This window comes from Sphingomonas glacialis, from assembly GCF_014653575.1.
Taxonomy (GTDB): Bacteria; Pseudomonadota; Alphaproteobacteria; order Sphingomonadales; family Sphingomonadaceae; genus Sphingomonas; species Sphingomonas glacialis.
Genome location: NZ_BNAQ01000001.1, coordinates 1,222,284 through 1,242,552, shown reverse-complemented (window position 1 = coordinate 1,242,552; position 20,269 = coordinate 1,222,284). Strand labels below are relative to the sequence as shown.

The following is a 20,269-nucleotide window of genomic DNA, read 5'->3' as shown; positions in this document are numbered from 1 at the left end:
AGACGCGGAGACGCGGAGGGGGTGCGCTCGTGGCGCAGCGCGCTTGCTTCTTCCGAGCGGAATGGAAACGCTTCGCGCGCGGCTTCCGCACTATCTCTGCGCCTCTGCGCCGCTGCGCGAACCCTTCACCCCCAGCCACGTATCGCCATCTCCGAAAGAGTTAAGCCGCTGTGGCAGCTTTCTTCTTTCCCATAAAGCGCAACACCAGCCGGATCGCGCCAGGGACAAACTTCGGCCGGATCAGCCGCTCGTCATAGACCGACAGCCGCCGGTCGTTCTCGGCGAGACAGATCGCTGCGAGCTCGGGGAATTCGATCTCGACGCCAAGCTCCTTCGAACCGTTGAGCGTGAAATTGTTCTCCTGCGCCTTGGTATTGTCCTCGCCCATGCCCTTGGCCATGTCGATCCGTTCCCAGATGAGCGCGATCCACACCGCCCACACCTTGAGCTCGAACCACGGGCGGCGCCACAGCGGCATGGTGCGGCGGTGCCACGCGACCCAGTTGACGAAGAACAGGATATGCCGTCCTTCCTCGCGCATCACCGGCTCGAACGTCTCGACCAGCTCCTCGGGGAAGAAGCCGGTATCCTTGGCGATCTTGAACAGCCCGAAGCCGAAAAAGCTGTCGATGCATTCGGAAAAGCCCGTCCGCATGAAGGCGAATTCGGGGTCGCGCGGGCGCTTATACTCTTCCTCGGGCTGGAGCTCGATGCCGTAGAAGGTGACCATGTCGGCGAGCACGATCTTGTGGCGGCTCTCCTCATACGCATTCATGTCGATCGCATCGCGGAGCAGCGGATCGGCGATCTGCTCGCCATACGTCTTGACGTTCATGCCCGCGCGACCCTCGGTCGCCACCGCGATGTCCCAGATCGGCAGCGACACGATGCGCTGGCGCGTTTCCTCGTCGATCACCGGCCAATCGATCAGCGCGGGGCGATACGGATCGTGCGTGTCGAGCATCGTGCGGCAGAACAAGGTCTTGTGCGCATCGCTGCCGAGCGGAACGCGCGTGCCGGGGGCGGGGCCGGCGGGGGCCATGGATTTGGGGATGAAGTTCATCGGGTCTCTCCCGGTTACAGATCGGCGAAACGCGCCAGGGTTATACCACGCTCGGCGACGATCGCGCGCGCGCTGGAATCGAGCAAGGCGGCGAATTCGGCTTCGTACTGATAGCCCGGCGCCGAAAGCGGATAGGGGCCGGTGGCGGGGTGCAGATAGATCTCGCTGACGCCCTCGGGCAGATGCGCGAGCACGCCGCGCAGCCGCTCGGCATGCATCGCGCCCGACCAGGCGAGGCCGAAGACGCGGTCGGGCACCTTGACCCCACGCTTGCGCGCCGCGACCTGGACGAGCTTGGCGAAGGGCCGGGCGATGTCGATGCCGCTGACGGGCTCGAACTTGGCCAGTGTCGTGCGATCCTCGATCGGCGCGCGCATCGCCGTCATGCCGTGGCGCAAGCCGACGTCGAGCAGCACGCCGGCGATCACCGGGTGCATGTGCATGTGCTTGTGCGTGTTGACGTGATCGAGCGGGAGGCCGGTCGCTTCGAACAAAGCGAATTGCGCTTCGATCTCGGCCTCGAGCTGGCGGCGGACCGATTTCAAGCCGACCAGTTTCAACGCGACGGGGAGCGACTCGATGCGGAACTTGCCGTGCGCATCGACCAGATCGGGGATCTGCGCCGGCGGCAGCGCGGGCGGCGTCTCGGCAAGCGCGACGTGCAGCCCGACCCCGAGCGTCGGTGTCCGCCGCGCGCGCTCGACGGCATCCGCCGCGCCTACGCCCGTCACCATCAGGCTGGTGACGGTCAGCACGCCCTCGCGATGCGCCTGCTCGACGGCGGCGTTGACCTCGATCGACACGCCGAAATCGTCGGCGGTGATGATGGCGGTCTTCACGCCGGCGCGAAACCGTAGAACACCGGATCGGCGAGCACGGCGTCGGCGACCTTCTGCGGGTTGGGCACCGCGATCCGGCGCAGCAGCGCGATCATCGCGGTACGATCGCGCGCGCGCACCGCGTCTTCCCACAGCTCGACCCGGCCCGTCGCGGCGAGCCGCTCATTGACCGTCATTCCGGCAAGCGTCGTCGTCATCAGTTCGGCTCAGGCAGGCTCTTTGCGGCGACGCAGGAAGTCGAAGAATTCGACGCCCTCGCGCAGGCGGCGCTTCATCATCTGCCAGTCGGTCAGCATCTCGCGGACGATGTCCCAGATCTTCGACGGGCGGAAGTAGAAGCGCTTGTAGAACTCCTCGACCTTGTCGAAGATCAGCGCCGAGGGGAGATGCGGGTAGGACAGCTGTGCGATCTGCGTACCGCCGTCGGTCAGCAGGTGATCGCCACCGTCGAACCAATTGTTCTCGACCGCCTGCTTGTACAGGAACGTCCCCGGATAGGGCGCCGCCAGCGACACCTGGATCGTGTGCGGATCGATCTCCTTGGCGTAGTTGATCGTCTCCTCGATCGTCTCTTCGGTCTCGCCCGGGAGCCCCAGGATGAAGGTGCCGTGGATGACGATGCCGAGTGCGTGGCAATCCTTGGTGAACTGCCGCGCGACGTCGACGCGCAGGCCCTTCTTGATGTTGTGCAGGATCTGCTGGTTGCCGCTCTCATAGCCGACGAGCAGCAGCCGCAGGCCGTTTTCCTTGAGGATCTTGAGCGTCTTGTACGGCACATTGGCCTTGGCGTTGCACGACCAGGTCACGCCCAGCTTGCCGAGCTCGATCGCGAGCTCCTCGACGCGCGGAAGGTTGTCGGTCAGCGTGTCGTCGTCGAAGAAGATTTCCTTGTTCTGCGGGAAAGCCTCCATCACGTATTTCACTTCCTCGATCACATGGCCGATCGAGCGCGTGCGGTAGTTGTGCCCGCCGACGGTCTGCGGCCACAGGCAGAAGGTGCAGCGGCTCTTGCAGCCACGGCCGGTGTAGAACGAGACATAGGGGTGGAGCAGATAGCCGCCGAAATACTTCTCCATCTGCAGATCGCGCTTGTAGATCGGCGAGACGAAGGGGAGGCTGTCCATGTCCTCGATGACCTTGCGGTCCTTGTTGTGGATGATCGCGCCGTCGTCGTCGCGCCAGCTAATCCCTTCGACTTCGCGCAGCGGCATGCCGTTGGCGACATCGACGATCGTGAAATCGAACTCGTTGCGCGCGACGAAGTCGATCGCGGTCGAGGTCTCGAGCACCTTGGTCGATTCGACCGCGGCCTTGGCGCCGATGAAGCCGATCTTGATCCGCGGGTTGCGCTCTTTGATCAGCTCGGCGGTGTGGACGTCCTGGCGGAACGACGGCGTCGAAGTGTGGAGGATGACGAGGTCGCGCTCGTCCATCTCATGCTTGATGTCGTCCCATGACTGGTCGTGCGCGGGGGCGTCGATCAGCTTCGATCCCTCGACCATCGCGGCGGGCTGGGCGAGCCAGGTCGGGTACCAGAACGACTTCACTTCGCGCTTCATCTGGTAGCGCGCACCGGCGCCGCCGTCGTAACCGTCGAACGAGGGAGCCTGGAGAAAAAGGGTCCGCAACATGTCTTAGTGCTCCGTGGCCGCTGCGATGCGGCCGTCCTGCTTCATTGTAAGGGTCGCCCCGCGCCAATCAACCGACCGGACGAAGAAGCTGGCGATATAGACCGCAAAAGCGGCGAAATCATGCAGCAACGCGATTCCGAACGACGCGACCGGTCTCCCTACCGCCGCATCGACGCTTCGCACAACCACCCAGCGCGCGAAAATTGCTGCAAGTGCGAGGATGACGCCGGCGGCGGGCCAATACAGCGCGGCCAGCACCGCGACGGGGAGCGGCAGGCCGACGATGCTGCCGACATAGGGCCAGAAGGTCAGATCGCGCACCGTGGCCGCCCAGCGCAGCTCGTGGCGCCATAGGGCGTCGGCGCTGCTCTCGTCGCAGGCATGGGTGACGAGCATCGGCGGCACCGCGACCTCCAGCCCGAGCGCGCGAACGCTCGCGCCGATCGCGTAATCGTCGGCGAGCACGTCGGCGAAGCGGGCGAAACCGCCGATCGCGTCGAGCGTCTCGCGCCGCAGCGCGATCGTCGATCCCATGCACGGCGTGGCGAGCCGCTTGGCGACGCCGAAGGTCGCGCCGAGCAGGAACTGATAACTGACGCCGGCGGCGGCCATCAGCGACCAGAATTCGGCATCGCCGCGCCCGCGATAGAGGCAGGTGACGGCTCCGACGCCTGGGGCATCGAGCGCGGCGAGCAACTGCGCGACATAGTCCGGTGCGACCGCGATGTCGCTGTCGCTGAGGATCAGGATCGGGTGGCGTGCGACGCGGTCCATGTTGATGAGGTTCGACAGCTTGCCGCTCGCGCCGTGGACGGTGGCGTCGATGACGAGCTCGATATCTGTTTGCGGGTGTGCTGCCTTGAGCGCGGCGACCACGCCGATCGCGGCATCGTCCGCACGCTGCACCCCGAGGACGATTTGCAATGGCCCGCCGTGCGTCTGCGCGAGGAAGGTCGCGAGGTTGTCGAACAGCCGCGGCTCGGCGCCGTAGAGTGGCTTGAGCAAGGTGACGGCTTCGTTGCGTGCCGGCGCGGGGACGGCTGCGGCGAAGAAGCGGCGGAACGTGTGCGCGGAGACAAGCAGGAAGCCGACCCCGCACGCGGCGATCGCAATCGCCAGCCAGCCGAGCGCTGCGCCGATAAGGATTGGGAGATGCTGCACGATGTTGGCCCTTACGCTGCCGGAGCGGGGTGGGCTAGGCAGCGGAAATGTGAAAAGCGCGTCATGTCTTTGCGCTTCCTGTCGTCACCCCGGCCTTGTGCCGGTGCCCACCGGGCAACGCCGCTGCGCCCTGAAGGCCTGCGATGCGCGCGCGGCGCGGTGGACCCCGGCACCCGGCCGGGGTGACGGCGGGGGGCACTTCTTCCTCCCCCTGATGGGGGAGGATTGCCGGTGGACGCATCGCGGAGGTTTGACTGGACGCCGCGGCGTTCTACAGCGCGGCGGCAAGGAGATACGGTGGCGGACGCAGACATCATACTCGTAACCGGGGTTTCGGGCTTCGTCGGTTCGGCGGTCGCGCTAAAGCTGGCGGCATCGGGCGCGCTCGTGCGCGGGCTGGTGCGGGCGAGCAGCGCGCGGACCAACCTTGCCGACTTTCCGGGCGAGCTCGTCGAGGGCGATGCGCGCGATCCCGTCGCGATGGCGCAGGCGATGGCCGGCGTGCGGCATCTGTATCACGTCGCCGCCGACTATCGCATCTGGGCGCGCGACCCCGAGGAGATCGTCCGCAACAACCGTGCAAGCACCGCGGCGGTGATGGAGGCGGCGCTTGCCGCCGGCGTCGAGCGGATCGTCTATACGAGCAGCGTCGCGACCTTGCTGCCCCATCATGGCCGACCTTCCGACGAGACTCGCCCCGCGACGCCCGAGCAGGCGGTTGGCGCGTACAAGCGCAGCAAGGTGGTGGCCGAGCGGTTGGTCGAGTGGATGGTGCGCGAGCAGGGGCTGCCCGCGGTGATCGTCAATCCCTCGACGCCGATCGGCCCGCGCGATGCGCGCCCGACGCCGACGGGGCGGATCATCGTCGAGGCGGCGAGCGGGCGGATGCCGGCATTTGTGGAGAGCGGGTTGAACCTCGTCCATGTCGATGACGTCGCGGACGGGCATATCGCGGCGATGGCGAAGGGGCGGATCGGCGAGCGCTATGTGCTCGGCGGGCAGGATGTCGCGTTGCGCGAGATGCTGGCGGCGGTGGCGGGGATCGTCGGGCGCAAGCCGCCGACGGTGCGGATTCCTCGCGCGCCGCTTTTTCCGCTGGCGTGGGTGAATGAGCAGGTTGCGCGGGTGACGGGCAAGGACCCGTTCCTGACGCTCGATTCGCTGCGGATGGCGGCGCACGACATGTATTATTCGAGCGCCAAGGCCGAGGCCGAGCTCGGCTATCGCGCGCGGCCGTACCGCGAGGCGTTGGCCGAGGCGATCGCGTGGTTTGCGCAGGCGGGGATGCTGGCGTGATTGTGCTGGGGGTGGCGGGGGTGTCGCTGGCGATCTGGCTGGTGCTGGTGTTTGCGCGCGATGGGTTCTGGCTGACGCGAGAGCGGGACGGTCCCGTCACCCCGGACTTGATCCGGGGTCCATGCGAGCCGGCTGCCGAACCGAACGACCGCCGTGGGGGCGAAGGTCTCGCATGGATGCCGGGTCAAGCCCGGCATGACGGTAAAGGGTGGCCGTCGGTCACTGCGATCGTGCCTGCGCGTGACGAGGCGGAGGTGATCGCGCGCTCGATCGGGAGTCTGGCCGCGCAGGACTATCCAGGCGATTTCCGTATCGTGCTGGTCGATGATTCGAGCAGCGACGGCACCGCTGACATTGCCCGCGCGCTGGCATCGGAGCGACTGAGCGTCGTTACCGGCGCCCCACTCGCGCCCGGCTGGACCGGCAAGCTCTGGGCCGTCTCGCAAGGGATCGCCGCCGCGGGCGACGTTCCCGACTACCTCCTGCTGACCGACGCCGATATCGCGCACGCCCCCGACACGCTGCGCAGCCTCGTCACGCGCGCAGTCGAGGACGATCGTGTGCTTGTCTCGCTGATGGCACGGCTGCGCTGCGAGAGCCTCGCCGAGCGCGCGCTGATCCCGGCGTTCGTCTGGTTCTTCCAGATGCTCTATCCGTTCGCGACGGTGAACCGCCGTGGGCGCGGGCTCGGCGCGGCGGCGGGCGGCGTTATGCTGGTCGAACGGCGCGCGCTCGAAGCGGCGGGCGGGATCGCGGCGGTGCGCTCGGCGCTGATCGACGATTGCGCGTTCGGTGCGCTGCTCAAGACGCAAGGCGCGATCTGGCTCGGGCTGACCGACCGAGCGAAGAGCATCCGGCGCTACGACACATGGGGTTCGGTCGCGGCGATGATCTCGCGCTCGGCTTATGCGCAGCTTCACTATTCGCCGTTGCTGCTTGCCGGCACGACGCTCGGCCTTGCGCTCACCTATCTCGCGCCACCCGTACTCGCGATTGCCGCGCGCGGCCCCGCGCAATATGCTGCGATCGCCGCGTGGGCGTTGATGGCGCTGGCGTTCCAGCCGATGGTGCGCTTCTACCGCCGCTCGCCACTTTGGGGACTGCTCCTGCCTGCCATCGCGACCTTCTATGCCGGATGCACGCTCCTCTCGGCGTGGCAGCATGTCCGCGGCCGCGGCGGGCTGTGGAAGGGCCGCGTCCAGGCGGATCTCGCGGCATGAGCGGCGCGACCACCGCCGATGCGCTCGCCTCGGGCAAGGGGCATAAGGACGAGAATTTCCCCGTCGCCTCGGTGCTGCTCAAGCCCGAGCATCGCGCGCCCGTAATGGCCTTCTACCGCTTCGCTCGCGGCGCGGACGACGTGGCCGACAATCCGGCGGTCTCGGCCGACGAAAAGCTCGCGTTGCTCGGCGCGATGCGTGCGACGATCCTGGGGACGCGCGATGCCGACGCCGCCTCGGTCGCGCTGCGCACGACGATGGAGTCGCACCGGATCAGCCCGCAGCACGCGCTCGACCTGCTCACCGCATTCGAGCGCGATTGCACGGTGAACCGCTGCGCCGACTGGGCGGCATTGATAGACTATTGCCGCTATTCGGCGATGCCGGTCGGGCGCTACGTCCTCGACGTCCACGGCGAGGACCATGCGACCTGGCCCGCGTCCGATGCGCTGTGCGCGGCGCTGCAAGTGATCAACCACACGCAGGATTGCGCGAAGGATTATCGCGCGATCGGGCGAGTCTATCTCCCGCTCGACCTGATGGCGCAGCACGGCGCGCGGCTCGAAGACCTCGAAAAGCCCGTCGCCACGCCGGGCCTGCTGGCGACGATCCGCGATCTTGCCGCGCGCAGTCAGCACTTGCTCGACGAGTCGGCGGGGTTCGCCGGGCAGATCCACGATCGCCGCCTCGCGGTCGAGGTCGCGATCATCCACCGGCTCGCGGTAAGCCTGACGCAGCGGCTCAAGGCGCGAGATCCGTTGTCGCAGCGCGTCCACCACCGCCCATATGAAGCGCTTGGCCTCGCAGCGTTGGCGGCGGTGTCGCAAACGGTTAAGGGGCGGGGATGAACCCCAAGGCGACCCCCGCGCAGCTCCAGGCGCAAGTCTCCGGCAGCTCCTTTTATGCCGGCATGCGCGTGCTCCCCAAGGTGCAGCGCGAGGCGATGTACGCGGTCTACGCCTTTTGCCGCGAAGTCGACGACATTGCCGATGACGAGATCGGCGACCGGCCCGCGCGGATGGCGGCGCTCGACGCGTGGCGTGCCGATATCGAATCGCTCTACGCGGGCGGCAATCCCGGGCGCGCGGCGCTCGTCGCCGAGGCGGTGCGCCGCTTCGCGCTCGACAAGGCCGATTTTCTGGCGGTAATCGACGGCATGGCGATGGATGTCGACCGCGATATCCGCTGGCCCTCGATGGCCGAGCTCGAACTCTATTGCGACCGCGTCGCCTCGGCGGTCGGGCGGCTGTCGGTCAAGATCTTCGGGATGGAGGACGCGGTCGGCGTCGCGCTTGCGCACCATCTCGGGCTCGCGCTGCAATTCACCAACATCCTGCGCGACGTCGACGAAGATGCAGCGATCGGGCGCGTCTATCTGCCGCGCGAGGCGCTGCTGGCGGCAGGGGTCGAACTGCTCGATCCGATCACCGTGGTCGGCGATCCGCGTGTCGATGCCGCAGCGCGGGTGCTCGCGGCCAAGGCGCACACGCATTTCGCCGCCGCGCAAGCGATCCTCGACGCGCGGCCGCGTGGGCATCTCATCGCACCGCGGCTGATGGCGGCGGTGTACGCGCCGATTCTGGTGCGGATGGAGGCGATCGGCTGGGCGCCGCCGCGCACCCGGATCAAGGTCAACAAGCCCGCGCTGATCTTCACCGTGCTGCGGCTGATGCTGTTCCGTTGAGCGCGCGGGTCCGGATCATCGGCGCGGGAATGGCGGGGCTCGGCGCCGCGGTCGATCTTGCGCGCGCAGGCGTCGCGGCCGAGCTGATCGACGGCGCCGCGCAGGCCGGCGGGCGGTGCCGCTCGTATCACGATCCGCAGCTCGGCCGGACGATCGACAATGGCAATCATCTCGTCCTGTCGGGCAATCGCGCGGTCAACGCCTATCTCGGCGCGATCGGCGCGCTCGACCGGTTGAGCGGGCCATTGCACGCCGACTTCGCGTTCGTCGATCGCGCGACGGGCGCGCGCTGGTCGGTGCGCATCAATGACGGGCGGTTGCCGTGGTGGATTTTCCGAGATGGCCGCCGCGTGCCGGGCACGCGCGCGAGCGACTATCTGCGGTTCGGCGGGTTCCTCGGCGGTGGCGCGGGGCAGACCGTCGCCGATCGCGTCGCGCCGCGCGGCGCGGTGTGGGACAAATTGATCGAGCCGATCCTGCTCGCGGTGCTCAACACGGCGGCGGCAGACGGATCGGCGCGGCTGACCGCGGCGGTAATGCGCGAGTCGCTGGCGATGGGCGGACGCGCGAGCCGACCGCGGATCGCCGAGCCGACACTGGCGGCGGCATTCGTCGACCCTGCGCTGACGTGGCTCGAGGGGCAGGGGACGCACCTGACGCTCGGGCGGCGGCTGCGCGCGCTGAAGTTTGCCGACGACCACGTCGTCGCGCTCGATTTCGGCGCGGGCGAGGAGCCGCTGGCGGCCGGCGAGTCGGTGATTCTCGCGGTGCCGCCGTGGGTCGCCGAAGCGCTCGTGCCGGGTCTGGTCGTCCCGACCGACTTCCGCGCGATCGTCAATGCGCATTTCGCTTATGTCCCGCCGCCCGGCGTCGCGCCGATGCTCGGCGTGCTCGGCGGGACGGCGGAATGGATCTTCGCCTTTCCCGATCGGCTGTCGGTAACGATCAGCGCGGCCGACGCGCTGGTCGAGCTCGACCGCGCCGAGCTCGCGGCGCGAATCTGGGCAGATATCGCGGCGATCCACAAACTGCCTGCGACGCTGCCGCCGTGGCAGATCGTCAAGGAAAAGCGCGCCACTTTCGCAGCGACGCCCGAGCAGGACGCCAAGCGCCCGCCCGCGCGCACGCGCTGGCGCAACCTTTTCCTGGCGGGCGACTGGACGCAGACCGGGCTCCCCGCGACGATCGAGGGCGCCTTGCGCTCGGGTGAGACCGCTGCCCGCTTGGCGCGTGGCGTCGCGGTCGGCTAAGGGCGGGGCATGACTATCGAGACGATCGACCGCGCGAGCCTGGTGAACGAGGCAGACGCCACCGCGACCCGTGCCGCGGCGGCTTTGGGTGCGCTGCAACGCGACGACGGGCATTGGGTGTTCGAGCTCGAGGCCGATGCGACGATCCCGGCCGAATATGTGCTGCTCCGGCACTATCTGGGCGAGCCGCGCGACGTCGAGATCGAGCGCAAGATCGGCACCTATCTGCGCCGCATCCAGTCGACGAGCCATCACGGCTGGGGGCTGTTCCACGGCGGCGCGTTCGACGTGAGCGCGAGCGTGAAGGCGTATTTTGCGCTCAAGATGATCGGCGATGCGGTCGATGCCCCGCACATGGTGCAGGCGCGTGCCGCCATCCACAAGGCGGGGGGCGCTGCCGCGGTCAATGTGTTCACGCGGATCCAGCTCGCTTTGTTCGACTGCGCCGATTGGCGGACGGTGCCGACGCTGCCGGTCGAGCTGATCCTGCTGCCGCGCTGGTTCCCGGTCCATCTCTCGAAGATGTCGTATTGGGCGCGGACGGTGATCGTGCCTCTGCTCGTGCTCGCGGCGAAGAAGCCGGTGGCGCGCAACCTTTCGGGCGTGCGCGTCGACGAACTCTACACGCACAAGCGCGCGCCGCTCGAAAGCCGGGCGGCGGGGACCAAGCGCGCCTGGACGGCGTTCTTCGGCGGGGTCGACGTCGTGCTCAAGGCGGCCGAGCCGCTCTGGCCCAAGCGCACCCGCCGCCGCGCGATCCGGGCGTGCCTCGATTTCGTCACCGAACGGTTGAACGGCGAGGACGGATTGGGCGCGATCTATCCGGCGATGGCGAACAGCGTGATGATGCTCGATTGCCTGGGCTGCCCGGCGGATGATCCGATGCGGGCGATCGCGCGCGAATCGGTCGAGCGGCTGCTCGTGATCAAGGACGATGAGGCCTATTGCCAGCCGTGCGTCTCGCCGGTGTGGGACACCGCGCTCGCCGCGCATGCGATGCTCGAGGCGGGCGGCGACGACGCCGAGGCGCGCGCGATGGCGGGGCTGGCGTGGCTCAAGCCGCTGCAGGTGCTCGACGTGAAGGGCGACTGGGCCGAGGAAAAACCGAATGTCCGCCCGGGCGGCTGGGCGTTCCAGTACAACAACGCGCATTATCCCGATCTGGACGACACCGCCGTCGTCGTGATGGCGATGGACCGCGCTAAGGATCGCGGCGGCCTGCCGTATGACGAGCCGATCGCGCGCGGGGTCGAGTGGACCGTGGGCTTGCAGAGCAAGGACGGCGGCTGGGGCGCGTTCGATGCCGACAATAGCTATCATTACCTCAACAACATTCCGTTCGCCGACCATGGCGCGCTGCTCGACCCGCCGACCAGCGACGTCACCGCGCGTGTCGTGTCGATGCTCGCGCAGCTGGGCGAGACCGATTCGCCGCGGATGAAGGCGGCTTTGGCTTTCCTCGAAAAGGAGCAGATGGCGGACGGCAGCTGGTTCGGGCGCTGGGGGGTGAATTACATCTATGGCACCTGGTCGGTGCTGTGCGCGCTCAACGCCGCGGGGCTCGATGCGAAGCATCCGATGGTGCGGAAAGGGGCCGACTGGCTGCTCCACATCCAGAATCTCGACGGCGGCTGGGGCGAGGATTGCGAGAGCTATGCGCTCGATTACAGGGGCTACACGCCCGCGGCGTCGACCGCATCGCAGACCGGCTGGGCGCTGCTCGCGCTGATGGCGGCGGGGAAGGTCGATCATCCCGCGGTCGAGCGTGGGGTGCGGCATCTGATTGCGACGCAGGCGGCGGACGGGCTGTGGGGGCAGGAGAAATATACCGGCGGTGGTTTTCCGCGTGTGTTTTACCTCCGGTATCACGGGTATCCGGCGTATTTCCCGTTATGGGCGGTGGCGCGGTATCGCAATCTGAAGCGCTCGAATGCGGGCCGGCCGGCGTTCGGGATGTGAGCCTGCTTGTCGCCTGCGGGCTCCACCGCGAGGCGGCGATCATTGCGCGGCCGGGTGTCGTGGTCGTCGCTGGCGGCGGGGATGCGGCGCGGCTGGAGCGCGAGTTGGAGGCGGCGGTGGCCGGGGCCACGGCGGTGGTGTCGTGCGGCGTCGCGGGCGCGCTCGATCCGGCATTGCGCGCGGGGGATGTGGTTGTGGGCACCCTCAACCACAGCCGTCACCCCGGACCTGTTCCGGGGTCCACCGTGCCGCAAAATCTACGGCCCGAGCACGCGCGGCACGGTGGACCCCGGGACGAGCCCGGGGTGACGGAGACGGGGACTGGGCGCGAATTCATCGGATGGCTCGCGCATCATCTTCCCGAGGCGCACGCTGGCACAATCGTCGGTGCCGATACGATCATCGCTTCCGCCGCGGAGAAATCGGCGCTCTATGCGCAAACCGGCGCGATCGCCGTCGACATGGAATCGCACATCGCCGCGCGAGTCGCCGCGCGCCACGGACTGCCCTTCGCGATCCTGCGTACCATCTCCGACACCGCCGACCATGCGCTTCCGCCGGCGGCGCTCGTCGGCATGAACCCCGACGGCAGCGTCGCGCTCGGCGCGATCCTCAAATCGCTGGCGAAAAACCCCGCACAGCTGTCGGCGCTCCTCCGCATCGGCCGCGATGCCGGTGCGGCGTTCCGCGCTTTAGGCCGCGCGCTGGGTGCGCTTGAAGCCGTCGGGATCGGCCGCCTTGATCTTCGCGAGCTCGGCCTCGACATGCGTTGAGTGGACGTCCTCGGCCTTGCGCGCATGGCTGAGGTCGATGTCGGGTGCCATCGGACCCTCGGTGCGGATGCCCTTGCGGCCGACGGTGAACATCTTCAGCGGGTTGCGCACGGCGTCTGCCGCAGCGGTGCCCTCGAAGCCGCAATGCACCATGCAGTTCGAGCACTTTTCATACTTGCCGACGCCGTACTGATCCCAGTCGGTGCCTTCCATCAGCTCGGCGAACGTCGGCACATAGCCCTCGCCGACGAGGTAGCACGGCTTCTGCCAGCCGAAGACGGTGCGCAGCGGCATCGACCACGGCGTGCACTCATAGGTCTGGTTGCCCGCAAGGAAATCGAGGAACAGCGGCGAGTTGGTGAAGCTCCACGCGCGCGCGCCATCGCCGCGCGAGAAGACGTCGCGGAAGAAGTTCTTGGTGCGCTCGCGCGTGAGGAAATGCTCCTGATCGGCGGCGCGCTCGTACGAATAGCCCGGCGAGATGGTGATCTCGACGCCGAGCTCTTCCATGATGTCGAAGAAGCCGGCGAGCCGCTCGGCCGATGCGCCCTCGAACACGGTGCAATTGACCTGGACGCGGAAGCCCTTCGACTTGGCGAGCTTGATCGCGTCGATCGCGATCTCGTACGTCCCGTCCTGGTCGACGGCGTGATCGTGCATGCCCTTATCGCCATCGAGATGGATCGACCAGGTGAAGTAGGGCGACGGCTTGTAGTCGTCGATCTTCTTCTTGAGCAGCAGTGCGTTGGTGCAGAAGATCACGAACTTCTTCTTCGCGATATAGCCCTCGACGATGCGCGGCATGTCGCGGTGGAGCAAAGGCTCGCCACCCGCGATCGATACGGCGGGCGCGCCGCAATCGTCGATCGCTTCCATGCACTGCTCATACGACAGGCGCTGGTTGAGGATCGCGTCGGGATAATCGATCTTGCCGCAGCCGGGGCAAGCGAGATTGCAGCGCAGCAGCGGCTCGAGCATCAGCACGAGCGGGTATTTGCCGCCCATGATCTGGTTCTTGAGCGTGTAGGCGCCGATGCGCATGAGCGGAGCGAGGGGAAGCGTCATGGCTGTTCCTATGCGCCGACGGCGGCGCGTTTGGTAGGGGCAGGGTCGCGCAGTTCGCGCGGCAGGCCGAATTCGAGCGATTCGACGACGCCCGAGAGTTGCGTCACTTCGACCGGGCCGAGCTTGCGCAAGGCGGCGATCACGCTTTCGACGAGTTCGTCGGGGGCAGACGCGCCTGCCGTCAGGCCGACGCGCTCGATGCCCTCGAACCATGCCGGGTCGATCGCGCTGCCATCGGCGACGAGATAGCTCGGCAAGCCTTCGTCTGCGCCGAGATCGCGCAGGCGCGACGAGTTCGAGCTGTTCTCCGAACCGACGACGAGGATCAGGTCGGCGACCTTGCACAGGTCGCGCACTGCGCTCTGGCGGTTCTGCGTCGCGTAGCAGATCTCCGACACGTCGGGGCCGATCAGGTTGGTGAAGCGCTCGCCGAGCGAGGCGATGACGTTCTTGGTGTCGTCGACGCTGAGCGTGGTCTGCGTGATATAGGCCATCGGCGTATCGGTCGGCAGGTCGAGCGCGGCGACATCGGCCTCGGTCGAGACGAGATGCACCGGGGCATCGACCTGTCCGCGCGTGCCGACGACTTCGGCATGGCCTTCATGGCCGATCATCACCAGCGTGCGGCCATCCTTGGCGTAGCGGCGGCCCTGGAGGTGCACCTTGGTGACGAGCGGGCACGTCGCGTCGAACACCGGCAGCTTGCGCGCCTTGGCTTCGTCCTCGACCGAGCGCGCGACGCCGTGCGCCGAGAACACCGTCATCGCGCCCTCGGGCACGTCGGACAATTCCTCGACGAACACCGCACCCTTGGCGCGCAGCGTGTCGACGACGTGGCGATTATGGACGATTTCGTGGCGGACATAGACGGGCGCGCCGTAGCGATCAATCGCCCGCTCGACGATTTCGATAGCCCGTACGACCCCAGCGCAAAAACCGCGTGGGTTGGCGAGAATGACCTGCAAACACCGTTCCTTCCGTCCGCTCGAATGCCGAACCGGGCACGAACGCCCTACAGCATTCGCGCTAATCCGTCATCTATGCCTCCCAGATAGCTATCTTAGCCGCGTTGCAACATGAGGGGAACGCAAAAAAGCCGTCGGCGCGGGGCGGTGCCGCGACGAGCGTCGTGCAACCCGCCCGGCGCGAGCGCGTTCATCGCCGCTACAGCCGTTTGTGCTAGCGGCAGGACAGTGGTACCGGCGCTGCCCAGGCGGCCCCCCGGAATATCCCAATAGGAGCTTTCGATGACGTTTTCTCTCAGAGTGATCGTGCCTGCCGTGGCGCTTGTCCTCGCTGCGCCACTCGCCGCCCAGGCCAATGACCCTGCGCGCGCGCCCGTCCAGACGCTCGACGACGGCCTGCTCGCGATCATGAAGGGCGGCAAGGCGCTCGGCACCGCGGGCCGCGCGGCGCGGATCGGGCCGGTGGTCGACCAGACCTTCGACGTCGCGCTGATCACGCGGCTGTCGGTCGGTCCCGACTGGCTCAAGGTCGCGCCTGCCGATCAGACCGCGCTCGTCGCGGCGATGCGGCGGCTGACCGTCGCGCAATATGCGGCGAACTTCGACAGCTATGGCGGCGAGAGCTTCAAGATCGATCCCACCGTCGAGACGCGCGGATCCGACAAGGTGGTGCGCACGACGCTCGCCGCGCCAAAGGGCGATCCGGTCGCGATCGGCTATCGCCTGCGCCAGAGCGGCGGGTCTTGGCGGATCGTCGACGTCTATTACAAGAACGCGATCAGCCAGCTCGCAACGCGCCGCGCGGACTTCGCGACGATCTTCGCCAAGGGCGGGGCGAAGGCGCTGATCAGCCATCTCAACGACCTTTCGGCCAAGGGCGGACGCTGATCTTGCGGCTGCGGGAGACGAGCAGTGCGATAGCGATGGCGCTCGCGCTGTTCGTCGCACCCGTGGCGATGGCGCAGGACGCCTCGGCACCGGTCACGGTTGCGCCGAGCATGGCAGTGCCCGCACCGGCCCCCGTCGCCGCGAGCGAGGCGCGGCCGCGGCATCACCGGACCAAGGGCGATCCGCTCGAGGGCTTCAACCGGACGATGTTCTCGATCCACCAGTTCCTCGACCGGATCGCGTTCCGGCCGCTGGCGATGCTGTACAAGACGGTGGTCCCCAAGCCGCTGCGCACCGGCATCCGGCATGTCTTCTCGAATGTCGGCGAGCCGTTGGTGTTCGCCAACGACATGCTGCAGCTGAAGCCCAAGCGCGCGATCAAGACCGTCGGGCGGTTCTTGGTCAATTCGACGATCGGGATCGGCGGCGTGCTCGACGTCGCCAAGACGCGCGAGTTCAACCTGCCGCATCACGACAACAGCTTCGGCACGACGCTTGGCCATTACGGCCTGGGGCCGGGGCCGTACATCTTCCTGCCGCTGGTCGGCCCGAGCGATTTCCGCGATTTCGGGGCGGGCATCGCGCAGGGGCAGACCTATGCCTTCACGATCGGCACGCCATTCGACCGCGCCGAATATCGCGTGTCGGAGGCTGTTCTGACCGGGCTCGATCTGCGTGTCGAATCGGATGGCGCGCTGAAGGCGCTGCTCGGTGGCGCGATCGATCCGTATGCGACGCTGCGATCGGCCTATCTGCAGGACCGCGCAGTGAGCATCGCGGAAAGTCATGGCGCCAAGGCTGCCGCGGCGAGCGCGCTCGACGATCCGTTGACCGATCCCGCGGCGGATCCGCTGGTGGATCCGGCAGCAGGGGCTGCGCCGGCGAGCGCGACTCCGGCAGCGAAGCCCGACGATTTCCCTGCGGATCCGGCGGCGGCGCCAACGCCGCCGTCTGCGGAGAAAACGCCGGTCGATGATTTTCCGGCTGATCCCGCAGCGTCGGTCAACCCGACGCCGTCGGTTCCCCCTGCTCCGGCGACGACCGCCGTCCAGCCATAGCGCCGTCGCGCGTCGAGCGCGCCGCCAGCCGCACAACTTCCCCCTCCCGCGTGCGGGAGGGGTTAGGGGAGGGGCGTGCCTCAGGCGGAGCGCAGGGGATCTAGGTCGTTCCCTCCCCCAGCCCCTCCCGCAGGCGGGAGGGGAGCCAGAGCGTGCCCTCCCGCGGGCGAGAGGGGAGCAAGAAGGTGCCCCCTCCCGCTTGCGGGGGGGAGCAAGCGGCTACGCCTTTTTCGCTCGCGGCGGGCCGAGCAACGCTGGCTCGAAGATCAGCGCACACACCAACGTCCACGCGAGCGAGATCATCAGGATCTTGCCCATGCTCGCCGTCCCCGGATGGTGCGACAGCCACAGGCTGCCGAACGCGCTACCCGTCGCGAGCGCGCTGAACAGCACCGCGCGCGCGAGGCTCGATTGCAGCAGATCGGTCGCGCCATCGCGCCACGCCATCACGAAATAGATGTGGAACGCGACCCCCACGCCGAACAGCAACGGGAAGGCGATGATGTTGGCGAAGTTGATCGGCTGCCCGATCAGCACGCAGCTCCCCAGCGTCAGGAAGCCCGACAGCACGACCGGCGCGAGCGTGAAGGCGACTTCCTTCGCATCGCGCAGCACGACGAACAGCAGGCCGCTGACGAGCACGAGCGCGAGGATGCCCGCCTCGACGAACGCCCACGCGACCGTCCCTGCGGCTTCCTGCGTCGCGACCGGCAGGCCGCTTGCGGTCGGCGCGACCGCGCGGACGGCCTTGGTGAAGCGGCGCAGCACGGCATTGTCGTTGCTATTGCCCTTGGGGAACACCTGGACGAGCGCGCGGCCGTCCTTTGATACCCAATCGCCGGCGATCTCGGGCGGCAGCGTCGCGCGCGTCACCGGCTCGGCCTGGAGCGTCGCGCGGATCTGGTCGAGCATCGTGCCGAGCGGCGTGACGAGCAGCGCGCTCGCCTTTGTCCGCTCGGGTGGCGCGGCGCGCGCCAGGCGATCGAACGCCGTCGCAAGCCGGCGCGCCTCGGCCGCGGCGGCACCGGGATGCGCAGTCGCGCTCGCGCGCAGTTCGCCGGCGACCTTCATTAGCGCCGCCACCGATTCGGCATCGCTCGGTGGCGGCGTCACGTCGAACGGATTGACCGCAGGGTCGAGCAGCAAGGCGGCATCCTGCACCACCGCGAGCTTGGCGGGCTGATCCTCGGGCACGAACCCGTCGACCGACACCGCCTCGGCAACCTCGGGCAAGCTCCGCAGCTTCGCCGCGATCGCCTTTGCCGCATCGGCATTGGGCGCGAGCACGTTGATCGTGTTGGGCGTGCGCAGCGGATCGCGCATCAGATCGGTCAATGCGACCATCGCCGGCCCGTCCTTGGCGCGCAAATGCAGCGGGTTGAAGTCGAACTGGACGAAGGGGAGCAAAGCGATGCTCCCCGCCATCGACGCGGCAAATGCCCACAGGACGGTCTTGCGATGCGTGTGCAGCCAGCGGTCGAGCGGGGCGGCCGCGCTGAAGCCGACTTCGCGCCGCGGCGCGCCGGGCTTGAGCAGCATCAGCATCGCGGGCAGCAGCGTGACGCTCGCCACCAGCGCGACGACCATCCCGAGCCCGGCGATGATGCCGAGCTCGGCGATGCCGATGTAATCGGTCGGCAGGAACGCGCCGAAACCGAGGAACACCGCCCCCGCGGCAAGCGCGAGCGGCGCGCCGAGCGCGGTCGCGGCACGCTGGAGGGCTGCCCCGGTATCGGCGCCGTCGAGCCGCTCGGCGTTGAAGCGGACCGAGATCTGGATGCCGAAATCGACGCCGAGACCGACGAACAGCGGAATGAACGCGACCGAGATCAGATTGAGCGCGCCGACCGCGAGCAGCCCGAGCGCGGTCGTGACCACGAGCCCGGCAACGATCGTCACGACGATCCCCGCGACGATCTTCACCGAGCGCGTCGCGAACCACAAGGTCAGCAGCATCGCGGCGGCCATCACCAGCCCGACAAAGCCAATATTCTCCTCGAGCGTCGCGAACTCCTCGTCGGCGAGCGGGACTTCGCCGGTCGTTCGCACGCTCACGCCGTGCGCCGGATCGAGCCCGAGTTTGCTGGCCTGCGCGACGATCGCGGCGACGGCGTCCTCGCCGGGCTGCAGCGCGCCGTAATCGAGCTTGGGCTGCGCGAGGATCAGGCGGCGGCGCGGCGGCGTGGCGCCCGAACCCGGCTCGGCGAACAACTCCTGCCACGAAAAATAGGCGGGTTTGCCCGCCGCCGATGCGTCGAGCGCAGCGGCTATCGTCCGCATCGGCCGCGCGATCCGCGAGAGGGGTACGTCCCCGCGCTCGACTCCGGTCAGCATCGTCGAGAACGCAGCCGCGATCCCGCGCAGCGACGGATCGCTAGCGAGCGGCCCGAGCAGCGGCTGCGCGCCGATCAGCGCCTTGGTCGACGCCTGCACCTCGGCGGTCGAGCCGAACAACAACCCTTCACGGTCGAAATAGGCGCCGCCATCGGGGCGCTGGACGCGGCGGAAATGCGTCGTGTCCGCAGCGAGCGCGGCGGAGAGCTTGGCGGTCGCGGCTTCCGCGAGTTCGGGGGTCTTGCCGTCGACGATCACCAGCAGCACGTCGGACAGCTGCGGGAACGCGGTCTCGACCGCTTTCTCATTCTGTCGCCAGGCGATCTTGGGCGAGATCAGCGCCGCGGTATCGGTGGTCATCGCGAAATGACCCGCGGCAAAGACCGCCGCCCCCGCGACGAGCGCGAGGCACAGGCCGAGCACCGCGAACGGACGCCGCACGCCGAGCGCGACGAGCTGCTGGAGCAAGCGGGCGATCACTTGGCGGGCGCGTTCGGGCCGATGAAATAGCGCAGCTTCAGCCGGATCGTCTTTTCCTGCCCGTCATAGTCGAACACGGCTTCCTCCCATTTCGGCGCCGCGAGCTTGATCTTGGCATCGTTCGAGAAGCCGACGCCTTCCTTCGGCACGCCGAACACCGCGCGGTCGAGCTTGTTGTTGCCATTCTGGTCGTAATACACCTCTGCGGCATAGCGACCCGGCTTCAGGCCACTCACCGTTACGATGGTCTGGCCAAGCCGCGCGGGCGCTTCGCCCGAGATCGGGCAATCCTTGAGATACTGCGCTTGCGTGCAGAGATCGACATGGACGCGACCGGTGCGATCGCGGACGTTGTCGACCGCGATGTGGAGCTGTCCGCTCGACCCCTGGCCGGCGGTCAGCGCGAATACCGGCAGCGAAACGATCAGCAGCTTTGCTGCGCGCGGAAGCGAAGAGAAAGGTTGCATGGCGGCCCTTTAGACCAGATTGGGACCGGAATGAAACCGGCTGGTCGGGAGCGTTTGCGGGTGGTGCGCTGAACCCCGGCTTAAGCCGTTCCGCACTGCAACACGGCGACCGATACGACCGCGATTGGCGATTGCG

Annotated in this window: 18 protein-coding genes; 9 read left to right on the top strand and 9 right to left on the bottom strand. The window is 67.8% G+C overall.

Going from position 1 to position 20,269, the window contains the following annotated elements; translation table 11 throughout:
• Positions 1-160: 160 nt before the first annotated feature.
• The 5 genes from IE187_RS05970 to hpnI are packed head-to-tail and all read right to left on the bottom strand — an operon-like array spanning position 161 to position 4,694.
• Positions 161-1,063: a ferritin-like domain-containing protein gene (locus IE187_RS05970; protein ID WP_189675440.1), complete on the bottom strand. Its 903-nt coding sequence runs from the start codon at positions 1,061-1,063 to the stop codon at positions 161-163.
• A 14-nt stretch (positions 1,064-1,077) separates the two neighbouring features.
• Positions 1,078-1,902 (bottom strand): hopanoid biosynthesis-associated protein HpnK, encoded by an 825-nt coding sequence (hpnK, locus tag IE187_RS05965; protein ID WP_189675439.1) that lies wholly within the window; start codon positions 1,900-1,902, stop codon positions 1,078-1,080.
• Entirely contained in the window at positions 1,899-2,099 is a 201-nt protein-coding gene (locus IE187_RS05960) for a hypothetical protein (RefSeq protein WP_189675438.1), read from the bottom strand. Before IE187_RS05960 ends, hpnK begins: the two co-directional genes overlap by 4 nt.
• A 9-nt stretch (positions 2,100-2,108) precedes the next feature.
• Positions 2,109-3,533, bottom strand: coding sequence for a hopanoid biosynthesis associated radical SAM protein HpnJ (gene hpnJ, locus IE187_RS05955; protein WP_133189899.1), 1,425 nt, complete (start codon positions 3,531-3,533; stop codon positions 2,109-2,111).
• Positions 3,534-3,536: 3 nt separating this feature from the next.
• The gene (hpnI, locus tag IE187_RS05950) at positions 3,537-4,694 is read right to left on the bottom strand and encodes a bacteriohopanetetrol glucosamine biosynthesis glycosyltransferase HpnI (protein WP_189675437.1); all 1,158 of its coding nucleotides are present in this window, start codon (positions 4,692-4,694) and stop codon (positions 3,537-3,539) included.
• Positions 4,695-4,991: 297 nt separating this feature from the next.
• Here hpnI and hpnA point away from each other — a divergent pair, with 297 nt between their 5' ends.
• From hpnA to IE187_RS05915, 7 genes are read left to right on the top strand one after another with little or no spacing between them, the layout of a single operon-like run.
• Complete coding sequence (gene hpnA / locus IE187_RS05945) at positions 4,992-5,990, top strand: hopanoid-associated sugar epimerase (protein WP_189675436.1); 999 nt, start codon at positions 4,992-4,994, stop codon at positions 5,988-5,990.
• A complete protein-coding gene (locus IE187_RS05940; protein WP_189675435.1) occupies positions 5,987-7,210 on the top strand; it encodes a glycosyltransferase in 1,224 nt (407 codons plus the stop codon). The genes hpnA and IE187_RS05940 overlap by 4 nt, the downstream gene beginning before the upstream one ends.
• Positions 7,207-8,058 (top strand): squalene synthase HpnC, encoded by an 852-nt coding sequence (gene hpnC / locus IE187_RS05935; RefSeq protein WP_189675434.1) that lies wholly within the window; start codon positions 7,207-7,209, stop codon positions 8,056-8,058. The genes IE187_RS05940 and hpnC overlap by 4 nt, the downstream gene beginning before the upstream one ends.
• Entirely contained in the window at positions 8,055-8,894 is an 840-nt protein-coding gene (hpnD, locus tag IE187_RS05930) for a presqualene diphosphate synthase HpnD (RefSeq protein WP_189675433.1), read from the top strand. The genes hpnC and hpnD overlap by 4 nt, the downstream gene beginning before the upstream one ends.
• Entirely contained in the window at positions 8,891-10,144 is a 1,254-nt protein-coding gene (hpnE, locus tag IE187_RS05925; protein WP_268249489.1) for a hydroxysqualene dehydroxylase HpnE, read from the top strand. The genes hpnD and hpnE overlap by 4 nt, the downstream gene beginning before the upstream one ends.
• Positions 10,145-10,153: 9 nt before the next feature.
• Positions 10,154-12,103: a squalene--hopene cyclase gene (shc, locus tag IE187_RS05920; RefSeq protein ID WP_189675432.1), complete on the top strand. Its 1,950-nt coding sequence runs from the start codon at positions 10,154-10,156 to the stop codon at positions 12,101-12,103.
• Positions 12,100-12,876: a phosphorylase family protein gene (locus tag IE187_RS05915; protein ID WP_189675599.1), complete on the top strand. Its 777-nt coding sequence runs from the start codon at positions 12,100-12,102 to the stop codon at positions 12,874-12,876. Before shc ends, IE187_RS05915 begins: the two co-directional genes overlap by 4 nt.
• On the opposite strand, the gene hpnH is transcribed toward IE187_RS05915, so the two are convergent.
• Together hpnH and ispH are read right to left on the bottom strand one after the other, a co-directional pair.
• Positions 12,796-13,941 carry an adenosyl-hopene transferase HpnH gene (gene hpnH, locus IE187_RS05910; protein WP_133189883.1) on the bottom strand — a complete coding sequence of 382 codons (1,146 nt, stop codon included), beginning with the start codon at positions 13,939-13,941 and terminating at the stop codon, positions 12,796-12,798. The two genes, IE187_RS05915 and hpnH, sit on opposite strands and share 81 nt — an antisense overlap.
• Before the next feature lie 8 nt (positions 13,942-13,949).
• Positions 13,950-14,906, bottom strand: coding sequence for a 4-hydroxy-3-methylbut-2-enyl diphosphate reductase (gene ispH, locus IE187_RS05905; protein ID WP_133189881.1), 957 nt, complete (start codon positions 14,904-14,906; stop codon positions 13,950-13,952).
• Positions 14,907-15,188: 282 nt separating this feature from the next.
• On the opposite strand from ispH, the gene IE187_RS05900 reads away from it, so the two are divergent.
• Both IE187_RS05900 and IE187_RS05895 read left to right on the top strand, forming a co-directional pair.
• The gene (locus IE187_RS05900) at positions 15,189-15,794 is read left to right on the top strand and encodes an ABC transporter substrate-binding protein (protein WP_189675431.1); all 606 of its coding nucleotides are present in this window, start codon (positions 15,189-15,191) and stop codon (positions 15,792-15,794) included.
• Positions 15,795-15,829: 35 nt separating this feature from the next.
• The gene (locus IE187_RS05895; protein WP_189675430.1) at positions 15,830-16,852 is read left to right on the top strand and encodes an MlaA family lipoprotein; all 1,023 of its coding nucleotides are present in this window, start codon (positions 15,830-15,832) and stop codon (positions 16,850-16,852) included.
• Between the two features lie 219 nt (positions 16,853-17,071).
• Here the strand turns inward: IE187_RS05895 and hpnN are convergent, their stop codons facing one another.
• Positions 17,072-19,666 (bottom strand): hopanoid transporter HpnN, encoded by a 2,595-nt coding sequence (gene hpnN / locus IE187_RS05890; protein WP_189675429.1) that lies wholly within the window; start codon positions 19,664-19,666, stop codon positions 17,072-17,074.
• A complete protein-coding gene (locus IE187_RS05885) occupies positions 19,663-20,133 on the bottom strand; it encodes a DUF2141 domain-containing protein (protein WP_133189873.1) in 471 nt (156 codons plus the stop codon). The genes hpnN and IE187_RS05885 overlap by 4 nt, the downstream gene beginning before the upstream one ends.
• Positions 20,134-20,269 lie beyond the last annotated feature (136 nt).